Below are 16,157 nucleotides of genomic sequence, written 5' to 3' on the forward strand. Positions count from 1 at the left end.
GTAAAAAACTAGCCTCGGGCGATCTTCAGTCCCAGTTGCAGCATGGCGTCCCAGGCATCGCCCGCGTAGCCCTTGGCGCGCAAACCCTTGATCATCTTGTCCACCTGCGCCGCCTGCTGCAGCGCCGCTTCCAGCACGGGCAGCGAAATGCGCCGCAGGGCCGGTTCCATCATCCGCTCGCGCGGACCCCAGATGCGGTATTCCTTCAGCAGCGCGCCCAACGGACGCCCTTGCGCCATGCCGGCCTTCAATTTTAACAGCGTGCGGATTTCCTCGGAGACGGCCCACAAGACCAGCGGCAGCGCCTCGCCCTCGCCTTTCAAGCCTTCGAGCATGCGCACCAGGCGCGCCGGGTCGCCGGCCAGCATGGCTTCGGACAGCTTGAAGACATCGTAGCGGGCCACGTTCAGCACCGCGTCCTGCACTTGTTCGTACGTCAGCTTGCCCGCGGCATGCAGCAAGCCCAGCTTCTGGATTTCCTGGTGCGCCGCCAGCAAGTTACCTTCCACCCGTTCGGCGATGAAGTCGATGCTGGCACGCTCGGCGCTTTGCCCCTGCGCGGCCAGGCGCTGCGATATCCACGCCGGCAACTGTGCCCGTTCCACATTCGGAATGTCGATATACACGGCCGCCTGCTGCAGGCTGGCGACCCAGGCCGCCTTTTGCGTGGCCCAATCCAGCTTGGGCAAGGTGATCAGGGTCAGGTTGTCGGGACTGAGGTTTTTCGCGTAGCTTTGCAGCGCCGCGCCGCCATCCTTGCCCGGCTTGCCCGTGGGGATGCGCAGTTCGATCAGTTTTTTATCGCCGAACAGCGACAGCTCCTGGTTCGCCGCCAGCAGTTCACCCCACTTGAAGCTGCGCTCCACCGTCAGCACGTCGCGCTCGGAGTAGCCCTGCGCGCGCGCCGCGCGGCGGATCTTGTCGGCCGCTTCCAGCGCCAGCAAGTGTTCGTCGCTGGTGATCACATACAGCTGCGCCAGCGGCTTGGCCACATGCCCATCGAGCGCATCTATCCGCAATTGCATGGCGTCCCCGTTACTGCTGCGGGGCGGCCGGCGCGGCCGGCGTCACCGGCGCCACCGACATGGCCGGCAGCACCGGCTTGATGGCGGCCAGGCGGCGCATGATCTGCTGCACCAGGTCGTTGCGCATGTCGCGGTACAGCGCCGCTTCCTCGGTTTCCTTGGCCAGTACCTGCCTGTCGTCGAAGGTGATGGGGCGCACCAGGCTGATGGTCGTCGGCGCCAGCAACTGGTTGCCGGCCTTGTCCACCACGCGGAAATTGATCGAATAGCCGAGTTGATACTCTTGTACGCGGCCGCTGGTGTTCAGGGACAAAATGGTCTTGGTACGATTCATCTCCGGATCGGAGATCACTTCAAGGACGGCGTCGGCGCCATCCCTGGTATTGACCACCTCCGTGCTGCCAATGGCGCGGATATAGCGCTTCAGGCCGATCGCCAGCGGCGACGAGTCGGGCAAGCCGATGTACATCGTCGCGAACGGCAGCATGAAACTGCCGTTCGAACCGCGCAAGTGAAAGCCGCAGGCCGACAGCAGGACGGTCAGGCCCAACGCCAGCACGGCGCGGCGGCCCAACAGCGATACTTGAGAGGAAGTCGTCATGATTACACCACGATGCTGATTAACTTGCCTGGCACGACGATGATCTTCTTCGGCGTGGTCTCGACGTACTTCTGCACACTTTCGCACGCCAGCGCGGCCGCTTCGATGCTGGCCTTGTCCGCATCCTTGGCCACCGTGATCGAGCCGCGCAGCTTGCCGTTCACCTGGATCATCATCTCGATCTCGGACTGCTCCAGCGCTTGCGGGTCGACCTGCGGCCATGCCACGTTCAGCAGATCGCCGTGCACGCCAGCGTAGCCGAGTTCCTGCCACAGCACATGGGTGATGTGCGGCGCGACGGGATTGAGCAGGCGCAGGAAGATCGAGAAGCCTTCGGCGATCAGCGCCTTCGACTGCGCGCTATCGTCCAGCTTGGCCGATTCCAGCGTGTTGAGCATCTTCATGCAGGCCGACACCACGGTGTTGTACTGGATGCGCTTCAAGTCGTAATCGGCTTGCTGCAGCAGCTTGTGCAATTCGCGGCGCAGGTTTTTCTGCGCGTCGCCCGTGGCCGGTGCGGCGCCGCCAGCCAGTGCGGCCTGGATCGTTGCCGACTGGGCATAGCCGAAGTTCCACACGCGGCGCAGGAAGCGGTTCGCGCCTTCGACACCGCTGCCCGACCATTCCAGGGTCTGTTCCGGCGGCGAGGCGAACATGGTGAACAGACGGGCAGTGTCGGCGCCGTACTGCTCGATCTGCGCTTGCGGGTCGATGCCGTTGTTCTTCGACTTCGACATTTTTTCCGTGCCGCCGATTTCCACGGGCTGGCCGTCGGCTACCAGGACGGCGGACTGCGGACGGCCCTTGTCATCGAGCGACAAGCGCACGTCGTCCGGGTTGAACCAGGTGGTCTTGCCGGCGGCGTCCTTGCGGAAGTACGTTTCGTTGAGCACCATGCCTTGCGTCAGCAGGTTGACGAACGGCTCGTCGAACTTGACCAGGCCGAAGTCGCGCATGATCTTGGTCCAGAAGCGCGCGTACAGCAAGTGCATGACGGCGTGTTCGATGCCGCCGATGTACTGGTCCATCGGCATCCAGTAATCGTTGCGCGCGTCGACCATGGCGTCGTTCGAGCCTGGCGAGGTATAGCGCATGTAGTACCACGACGAATCGACGAAGGTATCCATGGTGTCCGTCTCGCGGCGCGCCGGCTTGCCGCACTGCGGGCAGTCGCACTGCAGGAAGGCTTCATATTTGTTCAGCGGGTTGCCCGTGCCGTCCGGCACGCAGTCTTCCGGCAGCACCACCGGCAGGTCTTTTTCCGGCACCGGCACCACGCCGCAGTCGGCGCAATGGATCATCGGAATCGGCGTGCCCCAGTAGCGCTGGCGCGAAATGCCCCAGTCGCGCAGGCGGAACGTGGTTTTCTTTTCGCCCAGGCCCAGCTCCGCCAGGTCGGCGGCCACCGCATCGACGGCGGACGCGAAATGCAGGCCGTCGTATTTGCCGGAAGCGATGCAGACGCCATCCTTGCTGCCATACGATTCCTGCCAGGCGTCCGTCGAAAATTCCTGGCCCTTGACTTCGATCACTTGCTTGATCGGCAGATTGTATTTCTTGGCAAAGCCGAAATCGCGTTCGTCGTGCGCCGGCACGCCCATCACGGCGCCGTCGCCGTAGGTGATCAGCACGTAGTTGCCGACCCAGACTTCCACTTGCGCGCCCGTCAGCGGATGGGTGACGAACAGGCCGGTCGGCATGCCCTTCTTTTCCATCGTTGCCATGTCTGCCTCGATCACGGAACCGAGCTTGCATTCGGCGTTGAACGCGGCCAGAGCAGGATTCGTTTGCGCGGCGTGGATGGCCAGCGGGTGTTCGGCGGCCACGGCGCAGAAGGTCACGCCCATGACGGTGTCCGGACGGGTAGTAAAGACGTACAGCTTGCCGTCGCCGATCAGGGCGCCGTTCGCGTCCTTGATCGCATGCGGGAAGGCGAAGCGCACGCCCGTCGATTTGCCGATCCAGTTGGTCTGCATGGTGCGCACGCGCTCGGGCCAGCCCGGCAGCTTGTCATCGACATAGGCCAGCAGCTCTTCCGCGTAATCGGTGATACGCGCGTAGTACATGGGGATTTCGCGCTTTTCGATCAGCGCGCCGGAACGCCAGCCCTTGCCGTCGACCACTTGTTCGTTGGCCAGCACGGTCTGGTCGATCGGGTCCCAGTTCACGGTACCCGTCTTCTTGTAGATGATGCCTTTTTCCAGCATCTTGAGGAACATCCACTGGTTCCATTTGTAGTATTCGGGCTTGCAGGCGGTCATTTCGCGCGACCAGTCGATGGCCAGGCCCATCGATTCCATCTGCTGCTTCATGTGGGCGATGTTCGAATACGTCCATTGCGCAGGCGGCACGTTGTTGGCCATGGCCGCGTTTTCCGCCGGCATGCCGAACGCATCCCAGCCCATCGGCATGAGCACGTTGTAGCCGTTCATGCGCAGGTAGCGGTACATCACGTCATTGATCGTATAGTTGCGCACGTGACCCATGTGCAGCTTGCCCGAAGGGTAAGGCAGCATCGAGCAGGCAAAATACTTGCCTTTTGGGAAACGCGGGTCGTGTTCGACGGCTTTATAGGCGTCGATCGCCTTCCAGTGCGATTGGGCGGCTTGTTCGACGTCGGCGGGACTATATTTATCTTGCATGATGTGCGGCCAATAGTGGATATGAACCGAGCATTATACTGGTTGTCGCCGCCCGATAGCGCGGCGCGCTGGCGGCCCGGGCCGGCAAATTTTGGCAAGCGCACAATTATGCTGTGTAATATATGGGCAATCTTGTTCTTTGCATCAAAGCCGGCCATGATCGTCTACCAGGAATATCCGCCCCTCCCCGCCCTGCGCCCCTGGCTGGACTGCGTCTGGACCTGCCGCGTGCAGACGGGCGCCATGCCCTTCACGCACCAGGTCTTGCCCGACAATTGCATCGACATCCTGTGCCAGGACCAGCAGGACGCCAGCTTTGCCGTCGGCATGATGACGGCGCCGATTGCCGTCGTCAGCCAGGGTCTGGTGCAGACGGTGGCGGCCCGCTTCAAGCCGGGCGCGGCGGCACGCTTCTTCCAGCTGCCCTTGTGCGAACTGAGCGATGGCCGCACGGGATTGCAGCAGCTATGGGGCCGCGAGCTGGCGGCGCGCCTGGGCGACGCGCTATGGTGCGAGCCCTTGAGCAATGCACAAAGGGTTTCTATTTTGCAAGAATATCTGCTGCTGCGCCTGCGCACCGCGCCGCCACGGCGCCAGGCCGGCGCGGCCGAACATGCCATCGCGGCCATTGAGGCGGCATCGGGGCAGGTGCGCGTGGATGGCCTGGCGCAGCAGCTGGGCGTGTCGCGCCAGCACCTGGCACTGCAATTTCGCCAGCAAGTGGGCATCAGCCCGAAGCTGTTTGCCCGCATCTGCCGTTTCCGCGCCGCCAGCCAGGCCATGCAAAGCGTGGCGGGACAGCAGGACTGGGCGCAGGTGGCCTTGCAATATGGTTATTTCGACCAGTCGCACCTGATCCACGACTTCCAGGAATTCGCCCGCAGCTCGCCCGACGCGTGGCTGACGGGCCGGCGCGCGTGAGCACCTTCCATTTTTCCAATCGCCACGCGCACGCCGGTGGCATGATGGCGTTATTCTTCATTCACCAGGAGCAGAACATGATCAAGGGCTTGCGTACCGTCACCTATCCCGTCCCCGACCTGGACAAGGCCAAAGCCTGGTACAGCCAGGTATTCGGCACGGCACCGTATTTCGACCAGCCGTTCTATGTCGGCTTTGCCATCGGCGGCTTCGAGCTGGGCCTGCTGCCGGACGGCCAGCCTGGCACGCAGGGCAGCGTGACTTACTGGGGCGTGGATGGCATCGAGCAGGAAGTCGAACGCATCGTGGCGCTGGGTGGCAGCCTGCACCATCCGATCACGGACGTGGGCGACGGCATCCGCACGGTGGAATTGCTCGACCCCTTCGGCAACCAGATCGGCCTGATCGACAATCCCCACTTCGATACGGCCAAGGTCGTCTAGGCCGCCTCGTCTTGCAGCCATACGCGGAACTGCTGCAAGGCCAGTTTTTCATGTGCCGCCTCGGGCGTGATCAGGTAATACGCGCGCTGGCCGCGCAGTGGGCGCTCGCATGCGATGCGCAGCTCGCCGCGCGCCAGTTCCGCTTCGACCAGCATACGGGGCAGCAAGACCACGCCCTGCCCCTGCACGGCCGCCATGGCCAGCATGGAAAACAACTCATAGCGGGCGCCGTAGCGCGCCAGTTCCCCATCGACCTGCATGGCGTCAAACCACTGGCGCCAGGCGCCCGGGCGCGTACTTTGCTGCAACAAGGTCAGTTCCAATAAATCCTGCGGCTGCCAGGCGCTGCGCGCCGCCAACAGGCGCGGGCTGGCGACGGGCACGATTTCTTCGTGCATGAGCAAGGTGGCGCGCGTGCCGGGCCAGCGCGCCAGCTGCTCGGGCGTGCCCGCGTACAAGGCGCCATCGTATTCCGTATCGGCAAACATGAACGGCTTTGTATAGGCATCGATATGCACGACGATATCGGGGTGCAAACCGGCCAGCGACGACAGCCGCGGCATCAGCCAGCGCGTGGCAAACGTGGGTACCGAGGCCAGCTGCAAGGCGCCGCCTCCGCCCTGGCGCGCCATGGTGTCGAGCGTGTCGCGCTCCAGGCCGTCGAGACGGGCCGCGATCTGCCGCGCATACGCAGCGCCGGCGCTGGTCAGCAGCACGCCATGGCGCGTGCGCTGGAATAGTTGCACGCCAAGAAAGCTTTCCAGGGAAGATATCTGCCGCGACACGGCGCTTTGCGTCAGCGACAGTTCGCGCGCCGCATGCGTGTAGCTCTGGTGGCGCGCGGCCGCTTCGAAACAATTTAGCGCTTGCAGCATGGGAATTTTGCGTGACATGGGGGTATCGGGCCGGTGAAAGGCTCCAGTATGCCGCAAGATATGCGCATCACGCATGTCTGGGTGCAAAAAAATCGTTTGCGCAAGGCTAGGCAAAAACCTACCATGAGCCATATTCAATCTTGCGCCGATCACCGGCGCTCACCTGCGAGGCCTGTGATGAGCAAAACCGTATTCGACTGGAATTCCCCCCTGCTGCTGGAAGAACAACTGACGGGCGACGAACGCGCCGTGCTGGAAGCGGCCCGCGACTATTGCCAGGGCAGCCTGGTGCCGCGCGTGCTTGAATCGTTCCGCCATGGCCGCACGGACGCCGCCATCTTCCGCGAAATGGGCGAGCTGGGCTTGCTGGGCACGACGATACCCGAAGAATACGGCGGCGCCGGTCTGAACTACGTCTGCTACGGCCTGGCCGCGCGCGAAGTCGAGCGCGTCGATTCGGGCTACCGCTCGATGATGAGCGTGCAATCGTCGCTGGTGATGGTGCCGATCAATGCCTTCGGCAACGAAGAAACCAAGCAGAAATACCTGCCGAAACTGGCGACGGGCGAATTCATCGGCTGCTTCGGCCTGACGGAACCGAACCATGGTTCCGACCCTGGCAGCATGGTCACGCGCGCGCGCAAGGTGCCGGGCGGCTACAGTATCTCCGGCGCCAAGATGTGGATCACCAACAGCCCGATCGCCGACGTGTTCGTCGTCTGGGCCAAGGACGATGAAGGCGCGATCCGCGGCTTCGTGCTGGAAAAAGGCTGGAAAGGCCTGTCGGCGCCGGAAATCCACGGCAAGGTGGGCTTGCGTACCAGCATCACCGGCGAAATCGTCATGGATGAAGTATTTTGCCCGGAAGAAAACGCCTTCCCCGACGTGCGCGGCCTGAAAGGTCCATTTACTTGCCTGAACAGCGCCCGCTACGGCATCGCCTGGGGTGCGCTGGGCGCGGCCGAAGACTGCTACCTGAAGGCGCGCCAGTACACGATGGACCGCCAGCAATTCGGCCGCCCATTGGCTGCGAACCAGCTGGTGCAAAAGAAACTGGCCGACATGCTGACGGAAATCACCATGGGCTTGCAAGGCTGCTTGCGCCTGGGCCGCATGAAGGATGAGGGCTCGCCCGCCGTGGAAATCACGTCCATCATGAAACGCAACAGCTGCGGCAAGGCACTGGACATCGCCCGCATGGCGCGCGACATGATGGGCGGCAACGGCATTTCCGACGAATTCGGCGTCATCCGCCACCTGGTCAACCTGGAAGTGGTGAACACCTATGAAGGCACGCACGATGTGCACGCGCTGATCATCGGCCGCGCCATCACCGGCATCGCCGCCTTCAGCAACTGATGGACGCCCTGGCTTCCACCCTCGCCTCCACCCTGCGGCCCGCGCCGTTGAGCGGCTTGCGCGTGCTCGACCTGTCGCGCGTGCTGGCCGGCCCGTGGGCCGGACAAATGCTGGCCGACCTCGGCGCCGACGTCGTCAAGGTCGAGCAGCCGGGACGCGGCGACGACACGCGCTCCTGGGGTCCGCCGTATCTGAAAGACGCGGACGGCCGCGATACGGCCGAGGCTGCCTACTTCCAGTGCGCCAACCGCAACAAGCGCTCCTTGTGCATCGACCTGGCTGCCCCTGAAGGGCAAGCCCTGGTGCGCAAGCTGGCCGCCGAATCGGACGTGCTGCTGGAAAATTTCAAGCTCGATGGTTTGAAGCAATACGGCCTCGATGCGGCGAGCTTGCTGGCGCTCAACCCGCGCCTCGTCTACTGCTCCATCACGGGTTTCGGCCAGGATGGGCCGTATGCGGCGCGCGCCGGCTATGACTTCTTAATCCAGGGCATGGGCGGCTTGATGAGCATCACGGGCGTGCCCGATGGCCAGCCGGGCGCCGGACCGCAAAAAGTGGGTGTGGCGCAAACGGACATCCTGACGGGCCTGTACGCCACCATCGCCGTGCAGGCCGCATTGGCCGAACGCGAGCGCTCGGGCCTGGGCCAGCATATCGACCTGGCCCTGCTCGACGTGCAAGTGGCCGCGCTGGGCAACCAGGCCGCCAACTACTTGTGCGGGGGCAAGGTGCCGCAGCGCATGGGCAACGCGCATCCGAACATTGTTCCGTATCAAGACTTTCCCACGGCCGATGGCGACATGATTCTGGCGATCGGCAACGATGGACAGTTTTCGCGTTTTTGCGCCGTCGCCGGCCACCCGGAATGGGCGCAGGACGAACGCTTCGCCACCAACCCGCAGCGCGTGGCGCACCGGGCGGTGTTGATACCGTTGATGCGCCAGACCACGGTCATGCGCACGACGGCAGAGTGGATCAGCGCGTTCGAGGCGCAAGCCGTGCCGTGCGGCCCCGTCAACCGCATCGACCAGGTCTTTGCCGACCCGCAAGTGGTGGCGCGTGGCTTGAAAGTGGAGATGCCGCATCCGACGGCGGGCACGGTGGCGCTGGTGGCCAATCCCGTGCGCCTGTCCGGCTCGCCGGTGCAATACCGCTTGCCGCCGCCCTTGCTGGGGCAGCATACGGACGAGGTATTGCAGCAGTGGCTGGGGTTGGACGGTGCGGAGATTGACGGCTTGCGTGAGCGCAAGGTGGTGTAAATGTTGGTCGTCTGGACGTAGGTCGGATTGGCGCTTGCGCGTAATCCGACCTGCACAGCGAACAATGTTGTCGGATTACGGCCCGCAGGGCCTAATCCGACCTACCATTCCATTCACTTGAGTACCAGTTTCAATGCCGGTTTTTCACCGTAATCGTCATAGCGCTCATTGATGCCGGCGATGCAAAACGTGATTTCTTCCAGCAAATCAGGCACTTGCGCCTTCATCGCGTCAGCGTCCTGTACCACGATGTCCAGCACTTCGTTCGGTTTCAAACGGAACTGCGTCATGTTTTCATCGTCGCGCAGGTAGCTGAGGCAATCGACCCAGGCATCCATGCTGTTGCCGTAGAACGCGGGGAAACCGAAGGCTTGCACGCATTGCGCGTGAAAGCTCGCTTCATCGGTGATGTCTTTTCCATTCAGGATGGCTGTGGCCATAGTCTTCCTCAGTTCTTCAGCGACAGCACATCCTGCATGTCGAACAGGCCCGTCGGCTTATCGGCCAGGAAACGCGCGGCGCGCAGGGCGCCGTGGGCGTAGGTGACGCGGCTGCTCGATTTGTGGCTGATCTCGATGCGCTCGCCGATGCCGGCAAACAGCACCGTATGGTCGCCGACGATATCGCCGCCGCGGATGGTGGCAAAGCCGATGGTCGACGGATCGCGTTCGCCCGTCACGCCTTCGCGGCCGTACACGGCGCATTCCTTCAGGTCGCGGCCCAGGGCGCCGGCCACCACTTCACCCATTTGCAGGGCCGTGCCCGATGGCGCATCGACCTTGAAGCGGTGATGCGCTTCGATAATTTCGATGTCGTAGCCTTCGGACAGGCTTTTCGCGGCCAGTTCCAGCAGCTTCATGGTGACATTCACGCCCACGCTCATGTTCGGCGCGAACATGATGGCCGTCTTTTCGGCGGCGGTGGCAATGGCGGCCTTGCCCGCGTCATCGAAACCGGTGGTGCCGATGATCATCTTGATGCCATGCTCGGCGCAATACGCCAGGTGCTGCAAAGTGCCTTCGGGGCGCGTGAAGTCGATCAGGTAATCGGCATTGGCCAGGCCGGTGGCCAGGTCCGACGCGATCAGCACGCCGGCAGGCTTGCCGAGAAAGGCGGCGGCATCCTGGCCGACGGACGGCGAGCCGGCGCGGTCGAGGGCGCCGGCCAGCACGGCGTCGGGTGCGTTGCTGACCGCTTCGATCAGGATATGGCCCATGCGGCCGCTGGCGCCAGCGATGGCAATTTTCAGTTCAGTCATTTTATTCTCTTACAACAACTTATTTGGTGGGTTCGGCGGCAGGCGTCGGTGCTGGCTCGGCGGCAGGCGCCGTTGCTGGTGCTGGTGCAACGTCAGGCTTGCTCACAGGAATGGCAGGAGCGGCATCGGCCGGTACCGGCACGGCGCTCGGCGCCACGGGCGATGGCACGACGGCGGCAGGCACGTCAGCCTTGGCGACCTTGGCGAATGGCGACGGACCGGCGATGCGGTCGATATACTCTTTCTCCGTCGGCAAGTTGCCGCCTTCGAAACGTTCAACCTTGCCATCCTTGCCGAAGTACACGACCACGCGGCTGCTGGTGGTTTCGCCACTGCCCCGCGCCAGGCGGAATGGATAATCCCAGCGGTCGGCATGGAAGATATCGGTCAGCAGCGAAGTGCCGAGGACGAAACGCACCTGGTCGCGCGTCATGCCTACTTTCAACTGGGCCAGCATCTCTTCGGAGACAAAGTTGCCTTGTTGAATGTCAGGACGGTAGGGCGAGAAAAACCACATGAATTTTTGCAGCGGCGTAATGGTGGTCGTTTGTGCGCCCTGTTCGGGAACCAGTTCCTTGCCTTCTTTTTGAGCAGCTGCCGGCTTTTCGCCAAGAATGCCACGGTTGGCGCAGCCGGACACGGCCAGCGCGACACAGACCATGCCTGCCACGACTGGTGCTCGAAATGAAATACGGTGCCAGAGAGATGGCAATACAGCCGGGGTTACGCGCATAAATGACCTCAATTGGATGAACAAAACGCCAGGAGTGACCGGCCCGCCAAAAAAAAGCATATTTTGGCACTCCCCGACAAAACGCTATATGATAAAGCACCTGACCCACATACGAGCAACAAACATGAGTAACAATCCTAGTGATCTCAAGGCAAGCGGCCTGAAAGCCACCCTGCCACGGCTGAAGATACTCGATATCTTCCAGAGTAGCCCGGTACGCCACCTGACCGCGGAAGACGTCTACAAGATTCTGCTGGCCGACAATATGGATGTCGGCTTGGCAACTGTCTACCGTGTCCTCACGCAATTCGAACAAGCCGGCTTGCTTAACCGCAACCATTTTGAAACCGGCAAGGCGATTTTCGAACTCAACGAAGGCTCCCACCATGACCACCTGGTGTGCCTCGACTGTGGCCGGGTCGAAGAATTCTTCGACGAAGAAATCGAAATCCGCCAGCAAAAAGTGGCCGAAGAGCGCGGCTTCAAGATCGCCGAACACGCCCTGGCCATCTACGGCAACTGCACCAAGACAGCTTGCCCGCACAAAACAGCCTGACCCACGCCGGCCGTTCCCGCAAGGGGCCGGCCGGCGCAGCATTGAACCGCATCAATGATGGCTGAGCGCGCTCGACAGCAGCTTGGCCGTGATGTCGACGATCGGGATAACGCGCTCGTAAGCCATGCGCGTCGGTCCGATCACTCCCAACGTTCCCACGATCTTGCCGTTGACTTCATACGGCGCCGTCACCACGCTCATCTCATCCATCGGCACCAGATTCGATTCGCCGCCGATGAAAATCTGCACGCCCGTCGCCTTGCTCGACACGTCGAGCAGCTGCATCAAGCCCGTCTTTTGCTCGAACATGTCGAACATCTGGCGCAGCGAATGCATATTCGATGACAGATCGCTCACGCTGAGCAAGTTGCGCTCGCCGGAAATGACCATGTCGTCGCTATGGTCGGCCATCGCTTCGCTGCCCGCTTCCACGGCCGCCTGCATCAGGCTGCCCATGTCGTCGCGCAACTGGCGCAATTCACCCTGCAGACGCACGCGCACGGCGTCGAACGACAGGCCGCCGTAATTCTGGTTGATGTAATTGGCCGATTGCACCAGTTGCGCCGGCGTATAGTCGGCCTCCGTCAGCAATAAACGGTTCTGCACATCGCCGCCGGGAGCGACGATGACGAGCAGGATGCGTTTTTCGGAAAGGCGCAGGAATTCGATTTGCTGGAACACGGATTCGCGGCGCGGGCTGAGCACGACGCCGGCGAACTGCGACAGCGACGACAGCATCTGCGCCGCGTTGGCGATGGTTTTTTGCGGCTGCGGCGTCTGCAGGCGCATGCGCGACTCCACCATGTGCTCGTCCAGGTGCCGGACGGTCAGCAAGGTGTCGACAAAGATGCGGTAGCCGCGCGGCGTGGGGATGCGTCCGGCCGAGGTATGCGGACTGGACACATAACCGAGCTCTTCCAGGTCGGCCATGATGTTGCGGATCGTGGCCGGCGACAGGTCGAGGCCGGAAATTTTCGACAAGGCGCGCGAACCGACCGGCAGGCCGTCGGCGATATATCGCTCGACCAGGGCTTTCAGCAGTGTTTGGGCACGTGTATCGAGTTGCATGGTGTCTTAGGTAAGCAAATATTCTTTAAACAAGCATATTGTTAAGCAAGCGGCAACGAAAGCGGCCGAACGTGCATCAACAGCGCCTATTATGCACGTTCGCCCGTCCGACGGCGATCAATCTTCCAGCTGCCCCTGCAGCCACAGCAGCAATTCATCAAAGTTGGCGCAGATGGCGTCGGGCTGCACGCCGGCGGCCAGATGGGCATCGCTGCCCTTGCGGTTCATCCACACGGCACGCATGCCCGCCCCTTGCGCCCCCGTCACGTCGAAATACAAGTCATCGCCGACATACACGGCCTCATGGGGCGCCACGCCCAGCGCGGCGCAAGCGGCCAGGAAGATGCTGGCGTCAGGCTTGGCGACGCCGAAATCGCTGGCGGCAATCGACACTTTAAAATGCTGCGCCAGGCCGATAATTTCAAGGTCCGCATTGCCATTCGAGATCGAGCCGACCAGCATGCGCTGCCCCATCCAGGCCAGGCCGGGCAAGACATCGTCATACGGCTGCACGCGATGGCGCGCCGCCAGGAACTGCGCGATGGCGCCGTCGACCAGGGCGGGATCTTCGCCGGCGGCCTCAAAGGCGGTCAGCAATCCCGCGCGGCGCAGCTCGATCAAATTGCCATGGAAATGCGGTTGTTCATTGAGCATGGCCAGACGGTGCTGGCGCAACAGCTCGATGGAAAACTGCTGCGCCACCTTGGGCGCATGCGTGGCCAGCCAGTCGTGCAGCAGGGTTTCGGCGGCGGCAATCACGGGCGCGATGGGCCACAAGGTATCGTCGAGGTCGAAGAGGATGGCCTTGGGCGGCACGGCAGGTTTTACAGGGGCAAGAGACATGGAACTCACTATATAGATGCCGCGTCACGGTGCGCAGCCCGCAGCTATTGTCGCACCGATCGCCGCCGCCGGCATGGCGGCGCCCCCATGAAATGGGGCCGGGCCGGCGCTTCCCGGCGAAAAATTGTTACAGGGTGATACAAGGCAAGATCATCCGGCTTGCCAGATAGACTAAAATAGGCGCCATTCCAATGCGGCGCCAGCGTCCGCGTTGCGCTACCCAACCTAATTCGTTTTGGAGAATGTATGAAAAATTTGTACCTGCGCTCGATGCTGGCGGCGGCTTGCGCCGTCACATTGGCGGCCTGCGGCGGCAGCGGCGGCAATCTGTATCTGAGCGGCCAAGTCGTCAATCTGGCAAAAGATGGCCTGATTCTGCTGAATGACGGCGAACGCCTGCCTGTCACCTCAGGCCAGACTTCCTTTGTTTTCACCAAGCTGGTCAGCACCGATGACCGCTACGATATCACCATCGCGCAACAGCCAAAAGGCGCCGTGTGCACGATTACCAATGGCGCCGGCAAGGCATCGAGCTATACCGTGACCACGGCCCAGGTGATTTGCGTGACCAATACCTACCCGCTGAGCGGCACGATCACGGGCCTGACCGCCGACGGTTTGACCCTGGCCATCGGCAATATCACCACCAGCCCGCTGAAAGGCAGCACCAGCTATACGTTCCCGAATGTCAATGACGGCATCGCCTACAATATTTCCATCGCGACGTATCCAACAGGCCAGACGTGCAGTTTCGTGGGTTCTGCCAGCGCCAACGGCCGCGATGTCGTCGGCACCATGGGCTCAGCCGCCACGACCGGCGCCGCACTGAACTGCACGGCGCAGTAAGCCACGCGATTCGTCACCACTATATTGGATTGGAGAAATACATGAAGTTATCCTGCCTGCGCCCTATCGCCGCGCTGCTGTTGACCCTGGGATTGGCTGCTTGCGGCGGCAAGGCCTCGTATGATGTCAGTGGCACCGTCAGCAATTTGAACACCGAAGGCCTGGTCCTGGTCAATGGCGGCGATCCGCTCCCGATCAAAGCCGGCCAGACCTCGTTTACCTTTGGCAAGCGCATCGACTATGGCACCGACTACAACATCACCGTACAGACCCAGCCAGCCCACATGACTTGCACCGTCAGTGGCGGAACCGGCTCGGCCGGTCACTACGTCAGTATCCAGGCATCGGTTTCCTGTGCGCGAAACGCGTACACGGTAGGCGGCACGGTGACTGGCCTGACAGCCGACGGCCTGGTCCTGATCAACGGCAATGCGCAAACCACGGTGGCCAAAGGCAGCACGACCTTCACTCTGGCGTCGCCTGTTGCCGATGGCGACAAGTATGGCATCAGCGTCTTTACCCAGCCTACCGGCTTGAAATGCACCGTGGCACCCAACACGGGCGTCGGTGTGATGGGTGAAGCAAACGTGACCACCGTGCAGATCGCCTGCAATCCAGGCTAAGACTGTGGCGCTGGCAGCCGCGACGCGGCTGCCAGGAAGAGATATCACGAAAATCTATATTTGATATTCGAAAGATAAATTGGAGTTATATGTGGCGATGCAGCATAATGCATCTGTCTCCTCCAACTCTTCCAAGAATTGGATTTAGCCCGCTTTCACCAGCGGGCTTTTTTTTGTCCAAAATTCCTCAGGCGGGTTTATCCAAGCCCGGCTGCAGCATCTGCACGATGCTGGAGAAATCCTGCTGCGCATAGCCGGCTTGCGCATGCATCTGGTACAGCTGGCGCACCAGCCCGCCCAGGGGCGTGGGCGCGTTCGCCGACAGGGCCGACTGCTGCGCCAGACCCAGGTCCTTCAGCATCAGCGCCGTGCCGAAGCCGCCCGTGTAATTGCGCGACGCGGGCGTGCCGTCCATGACGCCGGGCCACGGGTTGTACACTTCCAGGGTCCAGTTGCGCCCCGAACTCTTGCCCATGATGTCGGACAAGACTTTCGGATCGAGGCCATGCGCCACTCCCAGGTTCAGCGCCTCGGCCGTCCCCGCCATCAGTATGCCCAGCAGCATGTTGTTGCAAATCTTCGCCACCTGGCCCGCACCCGCCTCGCCCGCATGGAAGATGTTCTTGCCCATCTTTTCCAGCAGGGGACGCGCCTGCTGCAAGGCAGCCTCGCTGCCGCCGACGATGAAGGTCAGCGTGCCGGCCGCCGCGCCCGCCGTGCCGCCCGAGACGGGCGCATCGATCATGGCAAAGCCCCGCTCGCTGGCCGCCTGCGCCACTTGCCGCGCCACGTCGGCGGCGATGGTGCTGCAGTCGATGAACAGGGCACCGGGCTTGGCCGAATCGAGCACGCCGCCTGCCGCCAGGTACAGTTCCTGCACGTGCTTGTTGGCTGGCAGCATGGTGATGACGGCGTCCGCCGTCTGCACGGCTGCGCTGGCGGATGCGGCCGCCGTGGCGCCCGCCTCGACCAGCGACGCCACAGCCGCCGGCGCCAGGTCGAACACGGACACGTGGAAGCCGGCGGCCACCAGGTTGCGGGCCATCGGCGCGCCCATGTTGCCCAGGCCGATGAAAGCGATATGTTGCATATGTGTCTCCTGTTG

16 protein-coding genes and 1 pseudogene are annotated in these 16,157 nt (G+C 62.4%); 7 read left to right on the forward strand and 10 right to left on the reverse strand.

Annotation, left to right across the window (positions count from 1 at the left end):
- Nucleotides 1–8 precede the first annotated feature (8 nt).
- From holA to leuS, 3 genes are read right to left on the reverse strand one after another with little or no spacing between them, the layout of a single operon-like run.
- Nucleotides 9–1,025: a DNA polymerase III subunit delta gene (gene holA, locus JAB4_RS27865; protein ID WP_058048018.1), complete on the reverse strand. Its 1,017-nt coding sequence runs from the start codon at nucleotides 1,023–1,025 to the stop codon at nucleotides 9–11.
- A gap of 10 nt (nucleotides 1,026–1,035) precedes the next feature.
- A complete protein-coding gene (gene lptE, locus JAB4_RS27870; protein ID WP_070220522.1) occupies nucleotides 1,036–1,626 on the reverse strand; it encodes an LPS assembly lipoprotein LptE in 591 nt (196 codons plus the stop codon).
- A gap of 2 nt (nucleotides 1,627–1,628) precedes the next feature.
- A complete protein-coding gene (gene leuS / locus JAB4_RS27875; protein ID WP_070220524.1) occupies nucleotides 1,629–4,268 on the reverse strand; it encodes a leucine--tRNA ligase in 2,640 nt (879 codons plus the stop codon).
- A gap of 132 nt (nucleotides 4,269–4,400) precedes the next feature.
- On the opposite strand from leuS, the gene JAB4_RS27880 reads away from it, so the two are divergent.
- Together JAB4_RS27880 and JAB4_RS27885 are read left to right on the forward strand one after the other, a co-directional pair.
- On the forward strand, nucleotides 4,401–5,189 hold the full coding sequence (locus JAB4_RS27880; RefSeq protein ID WP_227742055.1) for a DUF6597 domain-containing transcriptional factor: 789 nt from the start codon (nucleotides 4,401–4,403) through the stop codon (nucleotides 5,187–5,189).
- 41 nt (nucleotides 5,190–5,230) lie between these two features.
- Complete coding sequence (locus tag JAB4_RS27885) at nucleotides 5,231–5,632, forward strand: VOC family protein (protein ID WP_227742056.1); 402 nt, start codon at nucleotides 5,231–5,233, stop codon at nucleotides 5,630–5,632.
- Here the strand turns inward: JAB4_RS27885 and JAB4_RS27890 are convergent.
- The gene (locus tag JAB4_RS27890) at nucleotides 5,629–6,525 is read right to left on the reverse strand and encodes a LysR substrate-binding domain-containing protein (protein ID WP_070220526.1); all 897 of its coding nucleotides are present in this window, start codon (nucleotides 6,523–6,525) and stop codon (nucleotides 5,629–5,631) included. The two genes, JAB4_RS27885 and JAB4_RS27890, sit on opposite strands and share 4 nt — an antisense overlap.
- Nucleotides 6,526–6,684: 159 nt before the next feature.
- On the opposite strand from JAB4_RS27890, the gene JAB4_RS27895 reads away from it, so the two are divergent.
- Both JAB4_RS27895 and JAB4_RS27900 read left to right on the forward strand, forming a co-directional pair.
- Complete coding sequence (locus tag JAB4_RS27895; RefSeq protein WP_070220528.1) at nucleotides 6,685–7,866, forward strand: acyl-CoA dehydrogenase; 1,182 nt, start codon at nucleotides 6,685–6,687, stop codon at nucleotides 7,864–7,866.
- Nucleotides 7,866–9,125: a CaiB/BaiF CoA-transferase family protein gene (locus tag JAB4_RS27900; RefSeq protein WP_070220530.1), complete on the forward strand. Its 1,260-nt coding sequence runs from the start codon at nucleotides 7,866–7,868 to the stop codon at nucleotides 9,123–9,125. The genes JAB4_RS27895 and JAB4_RS27900 overlap by 1 nt, the downstream gene beginning before the upstream one ends.
- A gap of 113 nt (nucleotides 9,126–9,238) precedes the next feature.
- Here JAB4_RS27900 and JAB4_RS27905 read toward each other — a convergent pair whose 3' ends face one another.
- The 3 genes from JAB4_RS27905 to JAB4_RS27915 are packed head-to-tail and all read right to left on the reverse strand — an operon-like array spanning nucleotide 9,239 to nucleotide 11,044.
- Complete coding sequence (locus JAB4_RS27905) at nucleotides 9,239–9,565, reverse strand: barstar family protein (protein WP_070220532.1); 327 nt, start codon at nucleotides 9,563–9,565, stop codon at nucleotides 9,239–9,241.
- 8 nt (nucleotides 9,566–9,573) lie between these two features.
- The gene (gene dapB, locus JAB4_RS27910; protein WP_070220534.1) at nucleotides 9,574–10,383 is read right to left on the reverse strand and encodes a 4-hydroxy-tetrahydrodipicolinate reductase; all 810 of its coding nucleotides are present in this window, start codon (nucleotides 10,381–10,383) and stop codon (nucleotides 9,574–9,576) included.
- A gap of 19 nt (nucleotides 10,384–10,402) precedes the next feature.
- Nucleotides 10,403–11,044, reverse strand: coding sequence for an outer membrane protein assembly factor BamE (locus JAB4_RS27915; protein ID WP_070220536.1), 642 nt, complete (start codon nucleotides 11,042–11,044; stop codon nucleotides 10,403–10,405).
- Between the two features lie 196 nt (nucleotides 11,045–11,240).
- Between JAB4_RS27915 and fur the strand changes: the two genes are divergently transcribed.
- Nucleotides 11,241–11,672 (forward strand): ferric iron uptake transcriptional regulator, encoded by a 432-nt coding sequence (gene fur / locus JAB4_RS27920; protein WP_034745717.1) that lies wholly within the window; start codon nucleotides 11,241–11,243, stop codon nucleotides 11,670–11,672.
- Nucleotides 11,673–11,723: 51 nt separating this feature from the next.
- On the opposite strand, the gene hrcA is transcribed toward fur, so the two are convergent.
- A complete protein-coding gene (gene hrcA / locus JAB4_RS27925; RefSeq protein WP_035822689.1) occupies nucleotides 11,724–12,740 on the reverse strand; it encodes a heat-inducible transcriptional repressor HrcA in 1,017 nt (338 codons plus the stop codon).
- 117 nt (nucleotides 12,741–12,857) lie between these two features.
- The gene (locus JAB4_RS27930) at nucleotides 12,858–13,583 is read right to left on the reverse strand and encodes an HAD family hydrolase (protein WP_070220538.1); all 726 of its coding nucleotides are present in this window, start codon (nucleotides 13,581–13,583) and stop codon (nucleotides 12,858–12,860) included.
- A gap of 246 nt (nucleotides 13,584–13,829) precedes the next feature.
- Between JAB4_RS27930 and JAB4_RS27935 the strand changes: the two genes are divergently transcribed.
- A complete protein-coding gene (locus tag JAB4_RS27935; RefSeq protein ID WP_070220540.1) occupies nucleotides 13,830–14,429 on the forward strand; it encodes a hypothetical protein in 600 nt (199 codons plus the stop codon).
- A gap of 41 nt (nucleotides 14,430–14,470) precedes the next feature.
- A complete protein-coding gene (locus JAB4_RS27940; protein ID WP_070220542.1) occupies nucleotides 14,471–15,052 on the forward strand; it encodes a hypothetical protein in 582 nt (193 codons plus the stop codon).
- 187 nt (nucleotides 15,053–15,239) lie between these two features.
- Here the strand turns inward: JAB4_RS27940 and mmsB are convergent.
- Nucleotides 15,240–16,148 (reverse strand): annotated as a pseudogene (mmsB, locus tag JAB4_RS27945) (3-hydroxyisobutyrate dehydrogenase); the annotation flags it as partial.
- Nucleotides 16,149–16,157: the final 9 nt, after the last annotated feature.

Source organism: Janthinobacterium sp. HH102 (assembly GCF_001758625.2).
Classification (GTDB): Bacteria; Pseudomonadota; Gammaproteobacteria; order Burkholderiales; family Burkholderiaceae_D; genus Janthinobacterium.